The sequence below is a fragment of the Sphingosinicella sp. LHD-64 genome, from assembly GCF_031157375.1.
GTDB lineage: Bacteria > Pseudomonadota > Alphaproteobacteria > Sphingomonadales > Sphingomonadaceae > Allosphingosinicella.
Map to the genome: position 1 here is coordinate 206,747 of NZ_JAVIFV010000001.1, position 19,468 is coordinate 226,214.

The following is a 19,468-nucleotide window of genomic DNA, read 5'->3' on the forward strand; positions in this document are numbered from 1 at the left end:
CCTGTCTGTCATGCGCTCATGCCGAGCAGGCTTTTCAGTCCGGCCCAGATGCGGCCGAAGAAGCCGGCCTCGCCGACCGCGCTTTCGGCGAGAAGAGGCGTGGTGGTCGCCGGCATGTCACCGGCCTGGACGACGAGGTCGGCGATGTGCTGGCCCTGCTGGATCGGTGCCTTGATCGGCCCCTGATAAACGATCCGGGCGCGCACATCCTGACCGAGGCCGGACGGATAGGTGACGGCGAGGTTGCGCGGCGCCACCAGGCCGACGGCGCCGGCGCTGCCGAGCTGGACCTGGGCCTCGCCGATCCGCTGCCCCTGGCGCAGGATCGGCCGCGACTGCCAGGCGCGGAAGCCCCAGTCCATGAACTTGACCGATTCCTCGATCCGCTGGTTGAAGCTCGAAAGACCCGCGACGACCATCACGATGCGGCGGCCGTTCTGCTCGGCCGAGCCGGTGAAGCCGAAGCCGGCTTCCTCGGTATGACCGGTCTTGAGACCGTCGGCGCCGGCGACCCGTCCGAGCAGCGGATTGCGATTGGCCTGGACGATCGGCTGGTTGCCCCCCAGCGTGCGCCCCCAGGTGAACTCGCGCGTGTTGTAATATTCCCGGTAAAGCCGCGGATTGTCGCGGATCGTCGCGGCGGCGAGTGTCCCGAGGTCGCGCGCGGTCGTGTAGGTCACGCCATTGTCCGGCCAGCCGACCGGGTTGCCCCAGTGGGAATTCTGCAGGCCCAGCTCGCGCGATTCCCGGTTCATCAACGCGACGAACGCAGCCTCGGTCCCGGAAATGCACTCGGCCAGGACGACCGTCGCGTCGTTGCCCGACAGGGTGACGATGCCATGCAGGAGGTTGCGCACGCTGACCTGCTCGCCCGGCGACAGGAACATGGTCGATCCGGCCGCCGGCCCGTGCCAGCGCTGCCACGTCTCGGGGCGGACCGTGCACATCCCGTCGGGATCGAGCTCGCCGCGCTGGATGAGGTCGAAGGCGACATGGGTCGTCATCATCTTCGCCATCGACGCGGGCGGGATGCGCCGGTCGGCATCCTTGGCATAGAGCACGGCGCCCGACGAGAGGTCGACCATGTAGGCGATCGGCGCCGGCGTATCGAAGGGCGGTGCGGCGGCGCGCGCCGGAAGGCTCAGTGCGGAAACAAAAAGAAGCGGAAGCAGTGCTTTGCGGATCATTCCTGTCGGCCTGTCAGAGTAACAGCTCAGCGCGAGATCGAATCGGCCAGCAGGCCGACCGTCAGCGCGTAGAAGTTCGAGCAATTATAGTCGAGGATGGAACGGTAGTTGGTGGTCAGCAGATAGGCCGTACGCCCCGGCCCGTCCGGCTCGAGCAGCGAGGCCATCGCATTGTTCGGAATGTTGCCGAGGGGCACGACGCCCAGCCGCCGCCACTCCGCCACCGTCAGCCAGCGGCTGTGGCGGGCATGGACCGGGGCGCAGCGCGGCGCGCGCAGGCGATTGGCGACGGCGGCGCGATTGAAGCCCGCCGGCACCTGCGCGGCGACGCCCCAGGGCTGGCCCGGCCGCCAGCCGGCATTGCGCAGATAATTGGCGATCGAGGCGAGCGCATCGAGGTGACTCTCCCAGATGTCGGCGCGGCCGTCGCCATCGCCGTCCACCGCCAAGCGGATGTAGACGGTGGGGAGGAATTGCGACTGACCGGTCGCGCCCGCCCAGCTGCCGGTCAGCTCGGAGCGCGGAAAACCGCGGTCCATCATCTTGAGCGTCGCAATGAACTCCTCGGTGAAAAGCGCGCGACGCCGGCCCTCATAAGCGAGGCTGGCGAGGCTGTTGAGCAGGTCGAAATCGCCCATGATCGAACCGTAGCTCGTCTCCTTGCCCCAAATCGCGACCAGCACGCCGGGCGGCACGCCATAGCGGCGGCCGATCTCGTTCAGCCGGCCGACATTCGCGGAATAGCGCGAGCGGCCGCGGTCGATCAGGCTCTGGGTGAGGTGCCGCACGCGATAGGGCGCGAAAGGCGGGATGGCGCTCGATCCTGCTGCGCCGCCGGGCTGGGCGCGATCGAGCTCGATCGTCCGCGACGAGAAGGTGAGCGCCGGAAAGACCCGATCGATCGTGGCGCGGCTGACCCCTTCCCTCAGCGCGCGCGAGCGCAGCTGCGGTAGGAATGTCTCGAAACCCTGCTGACTGAGCCCGCTTTGCGCCAGAGCCGGTACGGCGACCGGTGGCGCCACCGAGAAACCGCTGATGAGCGCCGCCGCTGCCAGGATACGCAAGATACGCATGAACCACCCTCTACCGCTGCTGCCTATATGACACGAGCTTTCACCGGCATGAAAGATGGAATGGCGCGCCGCTTGCAGGTATCGGCGAAGAGCCGCTATCGCGCGGTCAACGGATGGGTGGCCGAGTGGTTTAAGGCAGCGGTCTTGAAAACCGCCGTGGGTGCAAGCTCACCGTGGGTTCGAATCCCACCCCATCCGCCACTTCGGAACAACGATGGGCACTCCGCCCGCCGCCGTGGCTACGCCGTTAGCGGCCAGCACGCGGAGCAGATTGCTCTTCGATCCCATGATGCGGACCTCGCCACGATCGACCTCGACCCGCTGCGCCAATGCGCGAAGATGGTCGCGGCGATAACCGCCGCCTTCCGTGCGGATACGGCGCCGAGCGGTTGACGCGAACTTTCGCAAAGTGGCCGGCGTGATGGCCTGCTGCGCCGAGTTTAGCAGGAGGGCCGAGGCCCGCTCGGCATCCGCCCGCGCCTGATCGCGAGTCGCCTTCAGGGCGACGATGCGATCCTTGAGCGCCGAGTCTTCGAGATCGGCGACGCCGCTTTCGATTGCGTCGTAGAGCCGCTTCAAACGCAGCTCCGTCTCGGCGGCGCGCCGGTTCAGCTCCGCGATGTGCTCACGCCGGCGGCCGCTTCGTTCCTGCCGACGATCTAGAACCTCCGCCAACACGTCCTCCAATCGGTCGGGATCGAGCAGCCGTTCAGCCAAATAGTTCGCAACCAAATCGTCCAGCCGCTCCATCGCGACAGTCATACCCTCGCAAGCGGTCGCGCCCTGCCGCGCCTTCATCGAACAGGTGTAATAGCGATAGCGGCCGCCCTTTCCGGTGCGAATCGTCATCGCGCCGCCGCACTTCCCGCAATGGATCAGGCCCGTGAGCAACGTCGGGCCGCCCACGACCTGCGGATGGGCGACCTTCGGATTGCGCGCCTTCAAATGCGCCTGCACCGCATCGAACGTGGGCTGGTCGATGATCGCCGGAACCTCCACCGCGATCACTTCCTCGGCGAGCTTCAATTCCTTGCTCTTGCCGCGCTTGTTGAACTCGTGCCGGCCGATATAGGTCGGCCGGGTCAGCATCCGATGCACGGTGCCGATGCCCCAGCGGCCACCGTCGCGCGTGAAGATACGGCGCTCGTTGAGGTGCTTGGTGATCGACTTCACGCCCATCGGGCCGGACGTGCCATCGCCTTCCAGCGCCAGCTTGAACGCCAGCCGCACCGTGTCGGCATGGAGCGGGTCGATCTCCAGCTTCTTCTTCATCTTCGCGCCGCGCTGCTCGGCATCGACGACGCGGTAGCCGATCGGCGGCAGCGAGCCGTTCCAGAATCCCTGCCGCGCATTTTCCTTGAGCGCACGGAGGACGTGTTTGGCGTTCTCTTTGGACTGATACTCGTCAAACAGCGCCATGATCTGGCGCATCATGACGTGCATCGGATCGTCGCCCATCTCCTGGGTGATGGAGAGCAGCTTGACGCCGTTCTTGGCGAGCTTGCGAACGTAGAACTCCAGCTCGAAGTGATCGCGGAAAAAACGCGAGAAGCTGTGGACCACGACCACATCGAACGGCGCGGGCTTGCTGGTCCCCGCCTCGATCATGCGCTGGAACTCGGGCCGCCGGTCGTTCGTCGCCGACGCGCCGGCCTCAACAAAGGTATCGACCAGCTCCAATCCCCGCGACAGGCAATAGGCTTCGCCCTGTTTGCGCTGATCGGGAATCGACACGTCATGCTCGGCCTGCCGCGCCGTCGAGACGCGCAGGTAGAGGGCGGCGCGCAGAGGCACGGTCATGGCAGCAAACTCCTCACATCATCGGCACGGCCCGAACAACTCGTCGAAAACGTCGCCGAACCATGCCTCGAACACGTCCACTTCCGCACTCGTGACCGGCACACGCTCGGGCCAGTCGTCGGTGACGGTCCAGGTCGAAAGATCGTCCTTCGGGTTTTGTCCCGTGCAGGGACGGACGCTGCCGACTGGCCGCGCGGCATAGTCGAACAGGTCATCCGGGCATTCCGCCCGGTAGCGATTGGTGCGACGTTGGGCTTTGCGGGCAAGGGCCATCCCGACAGGCTGCGTCGCGCCCGCGCCTCATGCAAAGCCTCTGTCGCGGCGAAGCACAGATAGGGGCGAAGGGCGGCGCGCTGCGCGGCAGCGTTCCGTGCGGCCGGCTTCATCGTCAGTCGTCCGACTCGAAGCTGCGCTCCTCGCGGCAATGCCAGAGGCGCAGGATGAAGATCGTCGCGTCTGCGATCTCGTAGCGCAGCTCGTAATTGCCGACGATGATGCGCCGGACCTCGCGCGGCTCGTAGGCGTCCAGCTTCTCGCCGATCCGGGGATAGTCGAGCAGCCGATCCGGCGCGCGCGAGAGTTGCTGCACCACCCGCGCCGCCGCCTCGGGGGCAACCGGGCGCAAATGCTCGTGCAGCCGCACCAGATCCGAGGACGCCTTGCCGGTCCACTTGATCCTCATGCCGAAGGCGGCGGCAGCGGGTTATCGGTGCCGAGACTGTCCGCCCATGCGCGCACGGCTTGATGGTCGATCACGCGCCCGGCATCCACGTCTTCCAGGGCTTCGAGCGTCATGCGGTGACGCTCCTCCTCCTGATCGACCCAGGCGGCGAGCGCCTGCTTCATCACCCAACCGCGCGAGCGTTCAAGCCGCAAGGCCATCGCTTCGACCTTTTCCGCGAGGTGCAGCGGAACGTGGGCGGTCAATACTTTTGTCTCAGTGGCCATGTTCATCGCCTGCTATCAATCCGATTAAAATATAATCGAAATCGATTGGAAAAGCAAGTTCAGCAGAAGGGTTTGGCGCCTCCCTGCGGGACCGCCGCTCTATCTCCGCTGCGCTCCGACCGAGCCCCTGACGGGTCTCGTCCCTGCCGGGTGACGATCAGCATGGCGGGTTGGCGCTGGCGCGCCGGGCGGAACGCGGATTCAATCGAGCGCACACTGCGGCGTCTGTCGAAGCCGACAGGGTTCGCGCGTTGCTTTGGCCGCGTTGCACTCTTGCTCTGCCCCGAGGGCACGGCGACGGCTGGCCCCCAGGTCCGCGCGCACGCCGCCGCGCCGACCGGTCGCCGCAAGGGTGCGACATTGCTGACGCCGCAGAGCGGCGTGGTTGCTGGGGCTTCGCCCTTATCGGCGGACCCGCTGGCGTGTCCGGCTTCCTTCCTGTTGCGGAGATCAGGGCCAAGGCTGCGCCGGCCCGATCGCGTCTGGTCGATTCTCTCCCCGTCGATGGGATGGGCGACGCTTCCCTGTAGGCCCGCCGCGCCGGGCCGCAACGCGCTGCTGGCGCGTCCTCCACTGCGTTCCGGTCCTGCGGATGCTGCCCGGCTCCGCCGGCGGGCCTGCCGGTCGCTTCTTCGCCGCCCATCCCATTCCGGGGTGAGTGCGGTTTTTTAGGAGAAGTGTGATGAACGCTGTTACCGAAACCGTAGCCGCCGAGCTTGTGTCGGGCGTCGAAATCTTCGTGCCGCTCGCCAAGCTCAAAAAGTCGCCGCGCAATGCCCGCAAGGTGTCGCATGGGGAAGCCGCAATTGAGGCGCTGGCCGCTTCGATCCAGCACAAGGGGCTGATCCAGAATCTTGTCGTGAAGCCGGAAGCCAAGGAGGACGGGACGCCGACCGGCAATTATCTCGTTACCGCTGGCGAAGGTCGCAGGTTGGCGATGCTGCTGCGCGCCAAGCGCAAGCAGATCAAGAAGTCGGAAGCCGTGCGCTGCTGGCTCGATACCGCCAACGATCCGTCCGAAATCAGTCTGGACGAGAACGTGACCCGGACCCCGATGCACCCCGCAGACCAGTTCGAGCGGTTCCGCGAGCTTGCGGACGGCAAGGGTTGGGGCGCGGAGGAAATCGGCGCGCGGTTCGGCGTGTCGGCTGGTGTGGTGAAGCAGCGGCTTCGCCTTGGCGCAGTCTCGCGCAAGCTGTTGCAGGTCTATCGTGAGGACGGCCTTACGCTGGATCAGCTAATAGCCTTCGCTATCACCGAGGATCACGCACGACAGGAGCAGGTATTCGAGAACCTGCATCACAACCGCGAGCCGTGGATTATCCGCCGCGACATGACTGCAAGCAACGTGTCCGCAGACGACCGCCGCGCCGTGTTCGTCGGCGCGGAAGCCTACGAAGAATCGGGCGGCATAATTCTCCGCGACCTGTTCACCCCCGGCGGCATCGGCTATTTCGAGGATGCGGGCTTGCTCGATATGCTCGCTATCGAGAAGCTGCGCGAGGTCGCCGTGCAGGTTCAGGCGGAAGGCTGGAAATGGGCCGAGGCGCATATCGACTATCCCCACGCCCACGGAATGCGGCGCTTTTATCCGCAGACCGTCGCCCTGTCCGAGGAGGATGAGGCGCGGCTGGACGACCTGTCGGCAGAGTATGATGCGCTGGCCGAGGGCTATGAATCCTTCGAGGAAATGCCGGAGGAGATGGCCGCGAAGCTGGAGGCGGTGTCGGACGAGATAGACGCCTTTTCCGCCAAGCGTTCGGCCTACGCCCCCAACGTGATCGCCAATGGCGGCGCGTTCGTCATCCTCAACCACGATGGATCGGCACGGATCGAGCGCGGGTTCGTGCGGGCCGAGGATGAGGCGCTGGCGGACCCCAAACCGGAGCCGGAAGAAGGCGATGCGACCGATCCGCAGATCGGAGAGGACGAGCAGCCGGAGGGTGGAGACGAGGACGTGCAGGACGCCGACGAGGACGAGGAACCGGGCAAGCCAATTTCCGACAGCCTCACCCGCGACCTGTCCGCCCATCGGACTTTGGCGCTCCGCGTGGCGCTCGCCGAGCAGCCCGGTATGGTGCTGATCGCGCTGACCCACACGCTCACCGCACAACTGTTCTACAGCTATGCGGAGGCCGGTTGCCTTGAGGTTCGTCCGACTGTGACACCCTTGGGGAGCCACGCGGACGGGATCGAGGATACCCCGCTGGCCGCGCGGGCGAGCGAGCAGCACGAGGCGTGGGCCGAGCGGATGCCGCGCGACGTGGCGGACCTGTGGGGCTTCATCGTCGGGCTGGACGAGGCGAAGCGGATTGCGCTGCTGGCGCATTGCGCGGCTCGCACCGTCAACGCCCTGCGTTTGCCGTGGGACCGCAAACCCCGGTCGCTGCAAACGGCGGACAGGCTGGCGGGCGCGCTGGCGCTGGACGTGGCGAAGGACTGGACGCCGTCCGTGGACAGTTACCTTGGCCGTGTCACCAAGGCGCATATCGTGGAGGCCGTGACCGAAGGCGTGTCCGAGGACGCCGCCCGCCGCATCGCGGACATGAAGAAGCCTGACATGGCGCAGGCCGCCGAGCAGCTTCTTTCCGGCACCGGCTGGCTTCCCGCCGTGTTGCGGACACCCGAACCGGAGGGAGCGGACCCCGCGCCTGTGGAGCCGGAGGACGCGGATAGCGTGGAGCAGCCGCCCGAAGTGGAGGATAGCGAAGCGTCCTATGCCGTTGCCGCCGAATAGCGGCATGGGACCGGGACCGCGCGAGCGGTCCCGACTTCCTGTCGTAACCGGCGAAAAATCGCGGCCGCGCCCGTTGGGGCGCGGCCGCTTCCCAATGCAAAGGCGCCCCGCTCCGAGGGCGCGGGGCAGCGTGCTGATGGCGGATCGACCGTTGCGCTTCTGGGGCTCGGTTCGCCGATTGATATTGCAGACCCGAACGACGGAATCGCTTGGCGACGATGATGCGGGCGGTGAGCGACGGTCTATTCCAGCCTCACGCTGGATCTCGGCGAACACAGGCAGAGGGTCAGCAGCGTCCGCTCTCCTCTCGTCTCTACGAAGGATACTTGCAAGGTGATCCCGGCGCGGACCGGCAAAGAAGCGAATGCCTCCGACTGACAATGCCCGTCATAGTCACGGCGTAGAATTTCCAGTTCGGCGACAACCGTGCGGCCTCTCGATTGGCTTGATCTAACCGGGGCCGGCTTCGCCTTGATCGACCCGGCGCAACGGCGCCGCGCGGCTTTTTTCCGCCGCCTTCGGCTTTGCATCGCGAAACAAAAAAGCCGTGCGTCGCCATCCTCCGCTGCGCTCCGGCCGCAAGCGGTGCGCGTCCGATCATCCCCGCTTCACCGATCGCCATCGAGGCCGCGGCGGTCGTGGCCCGAAGCGAAAGGAACTTCGACGTGGCTACCATCGGCACCTTCACCCAGGCGGGCAACGGCTCCTTCAGCGGAACCATCAAGACGCTCACCCTCAACGCAAAGGCCACCCTCCGTCCGATCGACAGGGAGAGCGAGAAGGCCCCCGATTTCCGCCTCGCGGTCGGCACGGTCGAATGCGGCGCGGGCTGGAAAAAGACCAGCCGCGAGAACCGCGACTACATCTCGGTCAAGCTGGACGATCCGACCTTCCCGGCTCCGATCTACGCCACTCTGTCCGAAACTGAGACCCCCGGCGAATACGCTCTCATCTGGTCGCGCTGACCTCGACACGGCGCCCCGCTCCCTCGGAGCGGGGCGCCTTCGTGTGCTGGTCCGCCGGTTCATAATATGGACGGGCCAGTGGCCCGGCATGTTGTGAGGTGCTTGGGGCGCTGCCCCCGGCGCCCTTCGGAGCGGCTTCCGCCCAGCTTCCTCCACGCTTCGCGTTCCGTGCAGCCGGTTCCCCGCGAAGCCGCCCACTCCGGTTGCACCCCCGGTCTCGCCGACGGGCAGGGTTTCAGCGCGGCGCTCCGCTGCGCGGAAACCCAGACCCAAGGAAAGGAAAGACCCATGAGCATCCATCACCTTGCTACCCGGTTCGGCCGGAACGCCCATCAGATCAGCGGTCGGGAGCCGCTCGACAACGAGGCGCTATATCGCCACGTCCCGTCCATCTTCGCCCGCGAGGCGCACGACAGCAGGTCGGAGCGGTATGTCTATGTCCCGACCATCGACATCGTGGAGGGACTGCGCCGGGAAGGATGGAGCGCATCGACGAGGCTTTCATCGGCCGCTCCAGCGACCCTGACGACCGCAGGTCGATCGGCGTCGGTCTGGAGCCCGGCTATCCGCACCCGGCCACGCTCACCAATATCAATGAGGATTTCAACAAGAACACGGCCGCGAAGAGCGGCTGGAAGATCAACGACTTCAGCAAGCCGATCATCCTGGTCATCAAGAAGAACGTCACGACGCTGACCGCGCTTCACAAGTGGCTCAAAGAGCTGAACGCCGAGGGAGACGGGCGGATTTCCGACGTGCCCATGCTCCTGATCGACGACGAGGCCGACAATGCGTCGATCAATACGAATAAGGAGGACCTGGACCCGACCCGGACGAACGCCATGATCCGGCGCGTCCTCGGGCTCTTCGCCAAATCCTGCTATGTCGGCTACACGGCCACGCCCTTCGCCAACATCTTCATCAATCCCGAAGCCTATGATGAGGACGTGCGCGAGGAGCTGTTCCCGCGCGATTTCATTTACTGTCTCGACGCACCGACAACCTATTTCGGCGCCGAGAAGGTGTTCCTGAACGAGGACACCAGCGAGTCGATCGTGCGGCCGATCGATGACTGTGAAGACCTGATTCCCTATTCGCACAAGCGCGATGATCCGGTCGCGGAACTTCCGCCCAGCCTCTATCGGGCGCTGGACGAGTTCATCGTCGCCCGCGCCATCCGCAATCTGCGCGGGCAGACGAACAAGCACTGCTCCATGATGATTAATGTCTCACGCTTCGTCCCGGTGCAGAAAGCGGTGCGGGACTTCATCAGCCTGCGCGAGAAGAAGATCAGGGAGGCGGTCCGGGCCAACTACATGATGCCCGAATCTGTCTCCTCGACGAACATCCACATGCAGCGGCTTAAACAGGCCTTCGAGGAGGAGTACGCCGATTCCGGCCTCACCTGGGACGAGCTGAAGCCGGCCCTGAACGGCGTGTTCGACCATCTCCACCTCTACGTGATCAACAGCAAGAGCGACGAGGTTCTCGACTACACGAAGTATGAGAAGGAGGGTGTCGGTCTCACCGCTATTGCAGTCGGCGGCTTGAGCCTGTCCCGCGGGCTGACGATCGAAGGGCTGACCGAAGCATCATGACGACTATGTCCAGAAGGTCTCGCCCATCCTCGCCAGCAATTTCGCCAATGCGACACTGAGCAGCCTTGAGGAAGCATTCTCGCGCTATGGAGAATTCGCGCTGGAGACGAAATGCCGCATTTTAGCGAATGCCTGGGAAGGCGGCGTCGACGGTCCGCGGCTGGTTCTGGTCAACCGGCCCGAATCGATCATGCGGGATTCGCTCATCCAGGCGCTGCAACTGGTCCTGCGCGACGCCAATGCCCGGCCCGAGCACAACACCGACGAGACCAAACCTGTCGATGTCCGCGTCGAATGGTTCGCATCCGGCGCTGCCGCGCTGATCGAGGTGAAATGGCTCGGACGGTCCACCGCCCGGTCCCGCAACCCCACGCCGCAGCCCACCTATACCGAATATGGGCCACCGCGCGCGCAGGAAGGGGCTGACCAGTTGGCCGACTATCTCGATCGCGAAGTGCGTCACACCGCCAGCACCGCAACCCGCGGCTATCTCGTCGTCTTCGACGCGCGCCGACGCAACGTCCAGGGCGCGGCCGATCCCCTTGTCGAGGCCGATGCAATGCACTTCGCGAATGACGTCCTTCACTATGATCCAGACCATGCACAATCGCGCGACGATTTCGCACAGCCGGTGCGGTTCTTCCTCAATCCGAGGCAGTCAAACTTCGCGACCGTCTGAGAACTTGAGATTGCATCGGTCGTTACCCGGTCCACGCACATAGAGCGTTAGGCACAAAACGCCGGTGGTAAGCGGCAGGGGGCACTTCACGACAACGCTATCGTAGCGCTACAGCGTAGGTATAGTGCCCGTCATAATCGGGCGTGGCCCGCCGCTGATGGCCGCATAAATGGAATATAATCCCCTTATCTATCAAATAGATAGCTTCTTTGAGGCGATTGGGGTTGCGATCACGGTTCTTATGCCCCTGACTGAGCCGGCTAACCCACCAGTATAGCCAGAAAGCGGGCTGGCAGCTCTTGGTGTCAGATGCGAGCGAGCAACCGTTCAATACGGGCAAGAATTCATCCTGAGCTGACGCTACGAAGACTCACATGCGCACAACATACTGCGGTTGACGTCATGCTGACAAAATCTGTCACTGCCTTGCGCTATAGGTGTCTCGTCCTACTCCCCAAGGAGAAAATGATGAGCAACACCACTACCAGTCCCGCGCTTCAGGTCGCCATGGCCTACTACGAAGCCTGGCGGAATCGCGACCACGCAACGGCCATGAAGGTTGTCGCGGACAACGTGGTCTCTGAAACGCCGTTCGGCACTGTCGAAGGCGCCGCCGCTCTGCACAAGGGGGAATCGGAATTCGCGCACATTCTCACGGGAGCGACGCTCGTTTCGGCGTTCGGCGATGAGAATACTGCGCTGCTCATGTACTACACGCACACGCAACCCGTCCCCAGCGTCCTCTCCTCCAAGCATTTCACGGTCGAGAACGGCAAGATCATCGGGCTCAAGGGCGTCTTCGACAAAACCGCTTTCGGCGCTCAGTGACAACGGTTCGGCGGCGCTAACCGCTGCCGCGTCTGAAGGGCCGGCCGAGCACGGCGCTCATCGACGTTGTCGCCACGACTCTCAAGAGGAATGGTTTGCTATGAAACGCATCCAGTATCATCGCTATGGCGGCCCGGAGACGATGCAGCTCGAAGACTTCGCGCTGCGTGCGCCGGGTAAGGGCGAGGTCGCCGTCAAGGTCGCCTTCGCCGCAATCAATCCGATCGATTGGAAGGTCCGCAACGGCCACTTGAAGATGGTGACCGGCAAGACCTTTCCGCGCGCGTTCGGTAGCGATTTCTCGGGTACGGTCATTGCGGTCGGGCCGGGCGTGACCCGGTTCAAGGCTGGGGATGCTGTCTTCGGCTCCGCACGGATCAAGGATAGTGGTGCGATTGGCGAAGCCGTTATCGCACCGGAAACCTTCATCGCCAAAAAACCGGCAGTGGTGTCCTTCGAGGAGGCCGCTTGCCTCGGCACGCCGGGGGTCACCGCCTGGAACGGGCTGGTGGACAAGGTGGAGGTAAAGGCCGGCGACCATGTGTTCATCAACGGTTGCACCGGAGCTGTGGGTGAGTCCGCCGTCCAGATTGCGCGTCTGTTCGGGGCCAGCGTCTCCGGCGCGACCAGCACAGAGCAAATGCAGCGCGCCGAGCAGATGGGCGTACACCCGGTTCTCGATTATCGGACCACCAACCTGTCGAAGATCAAGGAACGATTCGATGCGGTCTATGACACCGCAGGCACGATGACGGTCGCGACCGGCCTCGGCCTGCTTCGCAAGGACGGGGTGTTCCTTGACCTCAACCCATCACTCGGCAAGTTCATCCGCGCGCTGTTCAATCGACAGCTCAAGCCGATCGTCTGTACTGCGCGGGCGGACATCCTCGATGGTCTTGCCGAGGCGGCGGGTGAAGGACGGTTTCGGCTACCGATAGCCGAGGTTGTGCCGCTCACTGAGGCAATTCCGCAGGTGATCGCTCTCGAACGGGGACGCAAGATCAGCGGCAAGGCCGTGGTGGCGATGCAGTGAAACAGGCTGCTGCCAAAATATGGCATCAGCCTGTAGATTGATCCGATGTCCAAGAGCAACCGGCTATTCGATCTTCTGCAAGTCTTGCGTCGGCGCAACGGTCCCGTGTCAGGCAGAGATCTTGCGCGCGAAGCCGGCGTTTCGCTGCGGACCATCTACCGCGACATCGCTACCTTGCAGGCGATGGGCGCGGACATCGAAGGCGAGCCGGGTTTCGGTTACATCCTGAAACCCGGCTTTCTGCTGCCGCCTCTGATGTTCACGCAGGAGGAATTGCACGCGCTGACCTTGGGCGCGCAATGGGTAAGCCGCCAGACCGACGACGGTCTCGCGCTCGCCGCTCAGAACGCGATCGGCAAGATCGACTCGGTGCTTCCTCCTGAGTTGCGCCCCCTGTTGACCGACAACGCCTTCCACGTCGGCCGTGCGAGACCACAGTCTGAGGCGGTCGATCTCGGGCTGCTGCGCCAGGCCATGCGCGAGCAGTTCAAACTCCATGTCACCTATCGCGATCCAACGGGCGCCCAGACCCAACGTATCATCTGGCCAATCATGCTCGGGTTTATCGAAGCCAAACGCTTCGTCGCCGGATGGTGCGAGCTGCGAGAGGATTTCAGAACCTTCCGCGTCGATCGGATCGCGCGCGTCGAGTTGATCGAGGAGCGTTATCCCGGCCGTCGTCGCGATCTGGCGAAGCGATGGCGAACCCTGGTCGACGAGGAGCGAGCGAAAACCACGGCCAAAACTGCAGTATCTACCAAATCGTAATCCGGCCCTCGCGCCCGATTTCCTGTGTTTTATGAGGTCGGCAGCCACCTTCAAGGTTCATTCGGGAGGGCTATGGCGTAGACGTAGTTCCCCGTTTCATCGTTCCCGGCCCGCCAAAATACGTCTAGTCATTCCTTCTGATCTGCATTAGTTTTCTTCTGAAATGCCGGGGGAATCCAAAGATGTGGTCGAAGTCTCGGGCGGCGCGTAGCGCAGCCGCCTTGGCCCTTTTGCTGTGGGTCGCGCCCGCGCAGGCAGAATGGCTTCGCGCGGAGAGCGCGAATTTCATCGTCTTCGGCAACAGTTCCGAGTCGAGACTGCGCGAGCGCGTGGAGCTGCTCGAGGATTTCGATCGCCTGCTGCGGATGATGACGACGGTCAACGACCCGCCGGCGCCGACGAAGCTGCACATCTACCTGGTCAGCGGCCTCGATGACCTGCGACTGGTGCGGCCCGTCGCTACAGGGGTCGGCGGTTTCTATGCGGCCACGCCCAACGGCGTCGCGGCTCTGGTCGACAGCCGGGCCGAGGCGGGCGGGAACGAGATCCTGTTCCACGAATATGCCCACCATTTCATGATGCGCTATCGGCCGGGCGCTTACCCGGCCTGGTATGTCGAAGGCTTCGCGGAATATTTCATGACCGCGCGCTTCCGCCCGCAACAGGTGGATTTCGGCACAGCCTCACGAGGGCGGGCCTATTCGATCACCGGCATGCCTTGGCTTTCGATCGACCGTGTTCTGTTTGGCGATTCGAGCGGCCTCGGCCGAGAACAGATGGCGTCCTTCTACGCGCTGAGCTGGCTTGCGGTTCACTATTTCTACAGTACGGTCGAGCGACAGGCGGCGCTGCGCCGCTATCTGGACGGCGCAGAGGGAGGAGATCCGCGTGCGGTGTTCCAGCGTGCGACGGGCTTGGCCCCGGACCAGTTCGACGAAGAGCTCCGACGGTATATCCGTGGCAGGCGCATCGTCTCCCGCCGCATGACCCGCGAGCCGCCGGCGCCTGCGCCGGTCGCGGTCATGCCCCTGCCGCGCGCCGCCGATGACCTCATCCTCTACGAGGTGGCTCTGCGGCTGGGAATCCCGGATGAGACGGGTGCTGCTTATCTACCGCGTATTCGTAGTCTCGCCGCGCGACACGCGCAGGACCCCTTCGCCACGCGCGTGCTTGCGCATGCCGAACTGCTCTATGGCGATCCGGCGGCGGCCGACCGATTGCTCGATCCGCTGATCGAAGCGTCACCGGACGATGCGGAGCTGCTCTACCTCAAGGGGATGCGCTATCTCGTCGCCGCCGAGAAAGCCGACGACAATGCGTCCGACGAGCGGCTGGCACGACAATGGTTCGGGCGCGCGCATGCCGCCGATGGAAACCACTTCCAGACCCTGTACCGCTATGCCCAGAGCCTGCGCGGCAACACCAATTTCGCTTCCGAGAACACCCGCAACGTGCTGCTTCTGGCCCACAGCCTCGCGCCGCAAGTCTCGGAGATCCGCATGAACACGGCGGCCTTGCTGATGAGCCGCGGCGAATATGCGGAGGCGGAAACCCTGTTGCGGCCGCTCGCTGCCGATCCCCACAATGCCGGCATCGCGCGGGCTGCGCGAGAAATGCGGGAGCTGGCGCTTACGCGTCTGCGTTCTGCCGGCGGGTCGGAAACGACGCGGGCCGAAGCTCCGGATGCTGAGTAGGTTCGGCGGGCGCCGCCGCCCTGTTCAATTCCCGCCGGTCTGCGTGACCTGGATGGCCTGGGCGCCGGTCTGGGTGATGCCCAGGTTCGAGAGGTTGTTGCCCTGCTGCGTCCAGATCAGGCGGTTGCCGACGCCGGTCTGGGCAGCCGTCATCTGGTTGCCGTTGCCGTCCTGGGCGAGCGCTGCGCGGTTGTCGCTGCCCTCCTGAAGCAGGTTCATCTCGTTGAATGTGCCGGCCTGCGTGAGAACGGCGCCGTTGAGCGCCCCGCTCTGCCCGGTCTGTTGGGCCAAGGCGCGGTTCCCGATCCCCGTCTGCGTCAGATAGAGCGCGTTGATGCCGCTGCCTCGCTGTGACAGGTTGGCCTCGTTTTCGTTGCCGGTCTGCACGACATTGCCATAGGAGGTCGCGTCACCGCCCTGGGTAACCGTCGTGAGATTGCGCTCGCCATCCTGACGGATGCTGATCGATGCGTTCGGAGCCGTTTGCGTCACGGTGGCCTGGTTCGCATTGCCGATCTGGTTCACATAGGCGCTGCGCCCGGAAACCGCCGGCGGCGCGATCTCGATCGGGCCTGGAGTACCGCTGGTCGTGGTCTGCGCGGCAGCCGGAAGCGCGGCCGCCATGCCCAGGGTCATCACGACGATGCCACGCGCTGCCTTCATCTCATCCGCTCCGATCCCCGCAAAGACGCGAATTGTCGCCCAAAAGGCCGACTCGGGAATACAGAAGGTCGGCCGGCTTCGCAACGAGCCGGACGCATCGCTCAACACCCCGCAGTACCGGGACGGAACAATTTCCGAGCGTTCTTCACGGGTTCGGGATCCGCTATCGCGAAAATCCGTAACGCCGCATCAATTCAGCGCGGGTGGCGATTTCGGGGCGGGCCCCACGCATGTGCACGACAAGCTCATAGACACCGGGCCGGATCTCGCGCCACCAGGGGAGATCGATGGCCCCGTTTCCTTCAAGATGCGCGAGGTATTCGTCGAGAGTCCGAAACCGCTTGCCGCGCGAATAGGGCAGGTCGGCGACACCTTCGCCCGAGTTGGACCGGGTCATCTCATCGGTTCCTGTCCCCTGGTTCTGAATGGCGTTTGCAGTGAGCTCCTGAGCGAAAAGCCCGGACGCGGCAATTGCGACGATCGCGACTGATATCTCGAACAGGCGCATGGAAACTCCGTGGAATGGTCATTTTCCGATCAGGTGAGAACAGTACTCAAATCAGATGATTGTTCCTTCCCATAAACTGTGATCCCTTGCCTCATCGGGCGACTCTGTCGCTTTGAACAGGAGGGAACCTCATGAGACCCGGACATCTGCTCACCCAAAGCAAACCCTATCTCAGTGACGATGATGACCTGACGTTCAGCTTCTTGGCCTGCGGATGCCCCAATTGCGCCGCTGCGGCCCATGAAGCGGCCTATGTCAAAGATTCATTCGCTGCGGCTCCTGCTTCCGCTGAAATGTCCGTTGCGGCCCCGCTCGAACTGAGTGTGCCCGCGGAGGTTCTGGTCGACGGCGAAATCGACGGGACCGAGATCGACGCCTATTCGATCAATCTCGTTGCCGGCCAAACCTATATGTTCTCGGTCCGCGGGACAGGCGCGAACCCGCTCGGCGACACGTTTCTCTACGTGATCGACGACACGCTGACGACGGCCGGCATCCTCGCCGATGATGACGATGGTGGCGACGGCGTCAATTCGCTGATCACCTACACCGCAACCTATACCGGTCTGCACTATATCGGCGTCGGCGCCTATCCGGGCTCCGGCTTGACCGGAACCTATACGCTCGACGCGATCATCGATCCGGGCGTCGACCTCGTGTCGGATGAATTCGCGCTTGCGCCGGATCTCACGTTCAACGCGGTCACCTTTGGGTTCATCGAGTCCGGGCCGGGCCCGTACGGCGTGAATTTCAGCGAAGTCGACACCTACAAGCTCGAGATCGAGGCCGGAAAAATCTACACGATCGAGATGGCGGGCGGTGCCGATTACGAGTCGGACTGGCTCGACCTGCCCGATGGCGAACTCGATCCGCGCCTCGTCATCTACGATGCGAACGGGAATCTCGTCTTGCAGAACGACGATATCTCGTTCCCGAGCGATATCAACGCGAAGCTCAGCTTCCTCGCGAATGTCAGCGGCACCTTCTATCTGGACGCCTTCTCCTGGTCGCCCTGGACGGGTGGCTATACGATCGTCGCCCAGGAGTTCGACCTCGCCGACTTCAGCCCGCTCGACGCGATCAACTGGTTCAGCGCGGACAATATCGAGCCGGTGAACAACACCGCGACGGTCTATTTCGCCGTCGCCGGAGAGACCTTCGGGGAACCGGGCGCTTCCTATGGCTGGAATGCCACCGAAAAGGCGGCGATCTTCAACGCGCTCGAGGAATATACCAAGATCCTTGGTATCAACTATGTCGAGACCACCGACTCCTCGACTGCGACATTCCGGCTGATCACCACGACATCGACCCAGTTCGGTGCCTATTTCTATCCTCAGGATCCGACTTACGGCACTCAGCAGGGTATTGGCGGGTTCAACGTCAACAGTGGCGGCTGGGACAAGCCGGGAGTTTCCACCCAGGACATTCCGGGCGACCAGGTCAGCCTGTTGCAGGGCGGCTTCGCCTTTGGCGTGATCCTGCACGAATTCGGTCACGCGCACGGCCTCGCCCACCCGCACGATCGGGGTGGCGGCTCGGACATCATGCTCGGCGTGACGGCGTCGACGGGATCGTACGGTGTCTACAATCTCAATCAGGGCGTCTACACCGTCATGTCGTACAATGACGCGTGGGACTTCCATCCGGATGGCCCGTCGCCCTTTACCATTGCCGGCATCAGCAATGGCTGGTCGGGGACGCTCAGCGCCTTCGACATCGCGGTGCTTCAACAGCGCTATGGCGTGAACAATCCCTATGCCACGGGGAACACGGACTATGTGCTGAAGGACGTTCAGGCCATTGGCACCTACTACGAGACCATCTGGGACACGGGCGGTATCGACACGATCCGCTATAGCGGCAATCGCAATGCGACGATCGACCTGCTCGCCGCAACGCTCGACTACTCCCCGACCGGTGGCGGCGCGATGTCGTTCGTCGACGACATCAAGGGCGGCTACACGATTGCAAACGGTGTTGTGATCGAGAATGCAAGCGGCGGCGGCGGCAACGACGCCCTGCTCGGGAACAGCGCCGCCAACACGCTCGACGGCAATGGCGGGAACGACGTGCTGATCGGGCGGGGCGGTGCCGACCGGCTCAACGGCGGCAACGGCTTCGACACCGCCAGCTATGTGACTGCAACTGCCGGCGTCGTCGCCTCGCTGGCCAGCAACTCCGGCTCTGCCGGCGACGCGGCCGGCGACCGCTATACCAGCATCGAGAAGCTGGAAGGCAGCAACTTCGCCGATACGCTGTCGGGCGGCAATGGCGGGGATACGCTAAGCGGCCTGGACGGCGACGACACGCTGAACGGTGGCAACGGCCACGACACGCTCGACGGCGGGGACGGCAACGACCTGCTCGAGGGCGGCAACGGCGTCGATACGTTGAGTGGCGGTGACGGCGACGATACCGTCCGCGGCGGCAACGACAACGACACGCTGAACGGCAATGCCGGCAATGACGGTCTCAATGGCGGCAACGGCAACGACACGTTGAACGGTGGCACCGGTGACGACCTCCTCTATGGCGGCAATGGCAACGACCTGTTCGTCTTCACCGACCTCGGCGGTACGGACGTGATCGGCGACTTCCGCCGCGGCGATGACAAGGTCGACGTCAGCGGACTCGGCGATTTCGCCTGGGTCGGCTCCGGCGCATTCAGCGGCGGCGGCGGCGCGGAGCTGCGCGGCTACAGTCAGGGAGGGCAGTTCTTCCTCTCCGGCGATGCCGACGGCGACGGCGATGGCGACTTCCTGATCCAGGTCAATACGACGCTGACCACCGCCGATATCATCCTGGCCGCTTAAGCGGGCGGGATTGTTTCGAGAAAGCGCTCCGGATCGGTTCCGGAGCGCTTTCTTGTTTCGGGACAATCTTCGGCTTCGGCTCATCCTGTCGGCAGGTCGCGATTTCGATAGATGCTTGATTGGGGACGTTTTATCGGCCATTCCCCGTCGTCCGTACAAGCTGATGACGAC

At 64.0% G+C, this 19,468-nt stretch carries 17 protein-coding genes, 1 tRNA gene and 1 pseudogene; 11 read left to right on the plus strand and 8 right to left on the minus strand.

Features of this window, described 5'->3' with window-relative positions; all coding sequences use genetic code 11:
* Positions 1-8: 8 nt before the first annotated feature.
* Together RCO27_RS01035 and RCO27_RS01040 are read right to left on the minus strand one after the other, a co-directional pair.
* Positions 9-1,184, minus strand: coding sequence for a D-alanyl-D-alanine carboxypeptidase family protein (locus RCO27_RS01035; RefSeq protein WP_309001886.1), 1,176 nt, complete (start codon positions 1,182-1,184; stop codon positions 9-11).
* A gap of 29 nt (positions 1,185-1,213) precedes the next feature.
* Complete coding sequence (locus RCO27_RS01040) at positions 1,214-2,260, minus strand: lytic murein transglycosylase (protein WP_309000785.1); 1,047 nt, start codon at positions 2,258-2,260, stop codon at positions 1,214-1,216.
* Positions 2,261-2,371: 111 nt separating this feature from the next.
* Between RCO27_RS01040 and RCO27_RS01045 the strand changes: the two genes are divergently transcribed.
* Positions 2,372-2,461 (plus strand) — tRNA-Ser (locus RCO27_RS01045).
* On the opposite strand, the gene RCO27_RS01050 is transcribed toward RCO27_RS01045, so the two are convergent.
* From RCO27_RS01050 to RCO27_RS01065, 4 genes are all read right to left on the minus strand, one after another.
* Positions 2,429-4,060, minus strand: coding sequence for a recombinase family protein (locus RCO27_RS01050; protein ID WP_309000786.1), 1,632 nt, complete (start codon positions 4,058-4,060; stop codon positions 2,429-2,431). The genes RCO27_RS01045 and RCO27_RS01050 overlap by 33 nt on opposite strands.
* 18 nt (positions 4,061-4,078) lie before the next feature.
* Positions 4,079-4,333 (minus strand): hypothetical protein, encoded by a 255-nt coding sequence (locus RCO27_RS01055; RefSeq protein WP_309000787.1) that lies wholly within the window; start codon positions 4,331-4,333, stop codon positions 4,079-4,081.
* A gap of 115 nt (positions 4,334-4,448) precedes the next feature.
* Positions 4,449-4,742, minus strand: a complete 294-nt coding sequence (locus RCO27_RS01060) for a type II toxin-antitoxin system RelE/ParE family toxin (RefSeq protein ID WP_021691169.1) — start codon at positions 4,740-4,742, stop codon at positions 4,449-4,451.
* Positions 4,739-5,014, minus strand: coding sequence for a ribbon-helix-helix domain-containing protein (locus RCO27_RS01065; protein WP_309000788.1), 276 nt, complete (start codon positions 5,012-5,014; stop codon positions 4,739-4,741). Before RCO27_RS01065 ends, RCO27_RS01060 begins: the two co-directional genes overlap by 4 nt.
* Before the next feature lie 676 nt (positions 5,015-5,690).
* On the opposite strand from RCO27_RS01065, the gene RCO27_RS01070 reads away from it, so the two are divergent.
* The 9 genes and pseudogenes from RCO27_RS01070 (at position 5,691) to RCO27_RS01110 (ending at position 15,310) form a co-directional block, all read left to right on the plus strand.
* On the plus strand, positions 5,691-7,745 hold the full coding sequence (locus tag RCO27_RS01070; protein ID WP_309000789.1) for a ParB/RepB/Spo0J family partition protein: 2,055 nt from the start codon (positions 5,691-5,693) through the stop codon (positions 7,743-7,745).
* A 665-nt stretch (positions 7,746-8,410) separates the two neighbouring features.
* Positions 8,411-8,710, plus strand: coding sequence for a DUF736 domain-containing protein (locus RCO27_RS01075; protein ID WP_309000790.1), 300 nt, complete (start codon positions 8,411-8,413; stop codon positions 8,708-8,710).
* A 288-nt stretch (positions 8,711-8,998) separates the two neighbouring features.
* Positions 8,999-9,193: pseudogene (locus tag RCO27_RS01080) on the plus strand (hypothetical protein); the annotation flags it as partial.
* 5 nt (positions 9,194-9,198) lie between these two features.
* Positions 9,199-10,308: a Z1 domain-containing protein gene (locus RCO27_RS01085; RefSeq protein WP_309001887.1), complete on the plus strand. Its 1,110-nt coding sequence runs from the start codon at positions 9,199-9,201 to the stop codon at positions 10,306-10,308.
* Between the two features lie 190 nt (positions 10,309-10,498).
* Positions 10,499-10,987, plus strand: a complete 489-nt coding sequence (locus tag RCO27_RS01090) for a hypothetical protein (protein WP_309000791.1) — start codon at positions 10,499-10,501, stop codon at positions 10,985-10,987.
* Between the two features lie 468 nt (positions 10,988-11,455).
* Entirely contained in the window at positions 11,456-11,815 is a 360-nt protein-coding gene (locus RCO27_RS01095; RefSeq protein ID WP_309000792.1) for a nuclear transport factor 2 family protein, read from the plus strand.
* 100 nt (positions 11,816-11,915) lie between these two features.
* On the plus strand, positions 11,916-12,848 hold the full coding sequence (locus RCO27_RS01100; protein WP_309000793.1) for an NAD(P)-dependent alcohol dehydrogenase: 933 nt from the start codon (positions 11,916-11,918) through the stop codon (positions 12,846-12,848).
* A gap of 45 nt (positions 12,849-12,893) precedes the next feature.
* Positions 12,894-13,616, plus strand: a complete 723-nt coding sequence (locus RCO27_RS01105) for a YafY family protein (RefSeq protein WP_309000794.1) — start codon at positions 12,894-12,896, stop codon at positions 13,614-13,616.
* Between the two features lie 221 nt (positions 13,617-13,837).
* Positions 13,838-15,310: a hypothetical protein gene (locus tag RCO27_RS01110; protein ID WP_309000795.1), complete on the plus strand. Its 1,473-nt coding sequence runs from the start codon at positions 13,838-13,840 to the stop codon at positions 15,308-15,310.
* A 24-nt stretch (positions 15,311-15,334) separates the two neighbouring features.
* Here RCO27_RS01110 and RCO27_RS01115 read toward each other — a convergent pair whose 3' ends face one another.
* Positions 15,335-15,973: a hypothetical protein gene (locus RCO27_RS01115; protein ID WP_309000796.1), complete on the minus strand. Its 639-nt coding sequence runs from the start codon at positions 15,971-15,973 to the stop codon at positions 15,335-15,337.
* Between the two features lie 163 nt (positions 15,974-16,136).
* Positions 16,137-16,481: a hypothetical protein gene (locus RCO27_RS01120; protein ID WP_309000797.1), complete on the minus strand. Its 345-nt coding sequence runs from the start codon at positions 16,479-16,481 to the stop codon at positions 16,137-16,139.
* Between the two features lie 293 nt (positions 16,482-16,774).
* On the opposite strand from RCO27_RS01120, the gene RCO27_RS01125 reads away from it, so the two are divergent.
* On the plus strand, positions 16,775-19,297 hold the full coding sequence (locus tag RCO27_RS01125) for a M10 family metallopeptidase C-terminal domain-containing protein (RefSeq protein WP_309000798.1): 2,523 nt from the start codon (positions 16,775-16,777) through the stop codon (positions 19,295-19,297).
* Positions 19,298-19,468: the final 171 nt, after the last annotated feature.

What these genes read in the sequence shown, in the direction of transcription:
- RCO27_RS01050 (WP_309000786.1), bottom strand. Translation starts at nt 4,060, where the DNA reads ATGACCGTGCCTCTGCGCGCCGCCCTCTACCTGCGCGTCTCGACGGCG.
- RCO27_RS01120 (WP_309000797.1), bottom strand. Translation starts at nt 16,481, where the DNA reads ATGCGCCTGTTCGAGATATCAGTCGCGATCGTCGCAATTGCCGCGTCC.
- RCO27_RS01040 (WP_309000785.1), bottom strand. Translation starts at nt 2,260, where the DNA reads ATGCGTATCTTGCGTATCCTGGCAGCGGCGGCGCTCATCAGCGGTTTC.
- RCO27_RS01105 (WP_309000794.1), top strand. Translation starts at nt 12,894, where the DNA reads ATGTCCAAGAGCAACCGGCTATTCGATCTTCTGCAAGTCTTGCGTCGG.
- RCO27_RS01055 (WP_309000787.1), bottom strand. Translation starts at nt 4,333, where the DNA reads ATGGCCCTTGCCCGCAAAGCCCAACGTCGCACCAATCGCTACCGGGCG.
- RCO27_RS01095 (WP_309000792.1), top strand. Translation starts at nt 11,456, where the DNA reads ATGAGCAACACCACTACCAGTCCCGCGCTTCAGGTCGCCATGGCCTAC.
- RCO27_RS01115 (WP_309000796.1), bottom strand. Translation starts at nt 15,973, where the DNA reads ATGAAGGCAGCGCGTGGCATCGTCGTGATGACCCTGGGCATGGCGGCC.
- RCO27_RS01070 (WP_309000789.1), top strand. Translation starts at nt 5,691, where the DNA reads ATGAACGCTGTTACCGAAACCGTAGCCGCCGAGCTTGTGTCGGGCGTC.
- RCO27_RS01125 (WP_309000798.1), top strand. Translation starts at nt 16,775, where the DNA reads ATGTCCGTTGCGGCCCCGCTCGAACTGAGTGTGCCCGCGGAGGTTCTG.
- RCO27_RS01100 (WP_309000793.1), top strand. Translation starts at nt 11,916, where the DNA reads ATGAAACGCATCCAGTATCATCGCTATGGCGGCCCGGAGACGATGCAG.
- RCO27_RS01060 (WP_021691169.1), bottom strand. Translation starts at nt 4,742, where the DNA reads ATGAGGATCAAGTGGACCGGCAAGGCGTCCTCGGATCTGGTGCGGCTG.
- RCO27_RS01090 (WP_309000791.1), top strand. Translation starts at nt 10,499, where the DNA reads ATGCGGGATTCGCTCATCCAGGCGCTGCAACTGGTCCTGCGCGACGCC.
- RCO27_RS01065 (WP_309000788.1), bottom strand. Translation starts at nt 5,014, where the DNA reads ATGAACATGGCCACTGAGACAAAAGTATTGACCGCCCACGTTCCGCTG.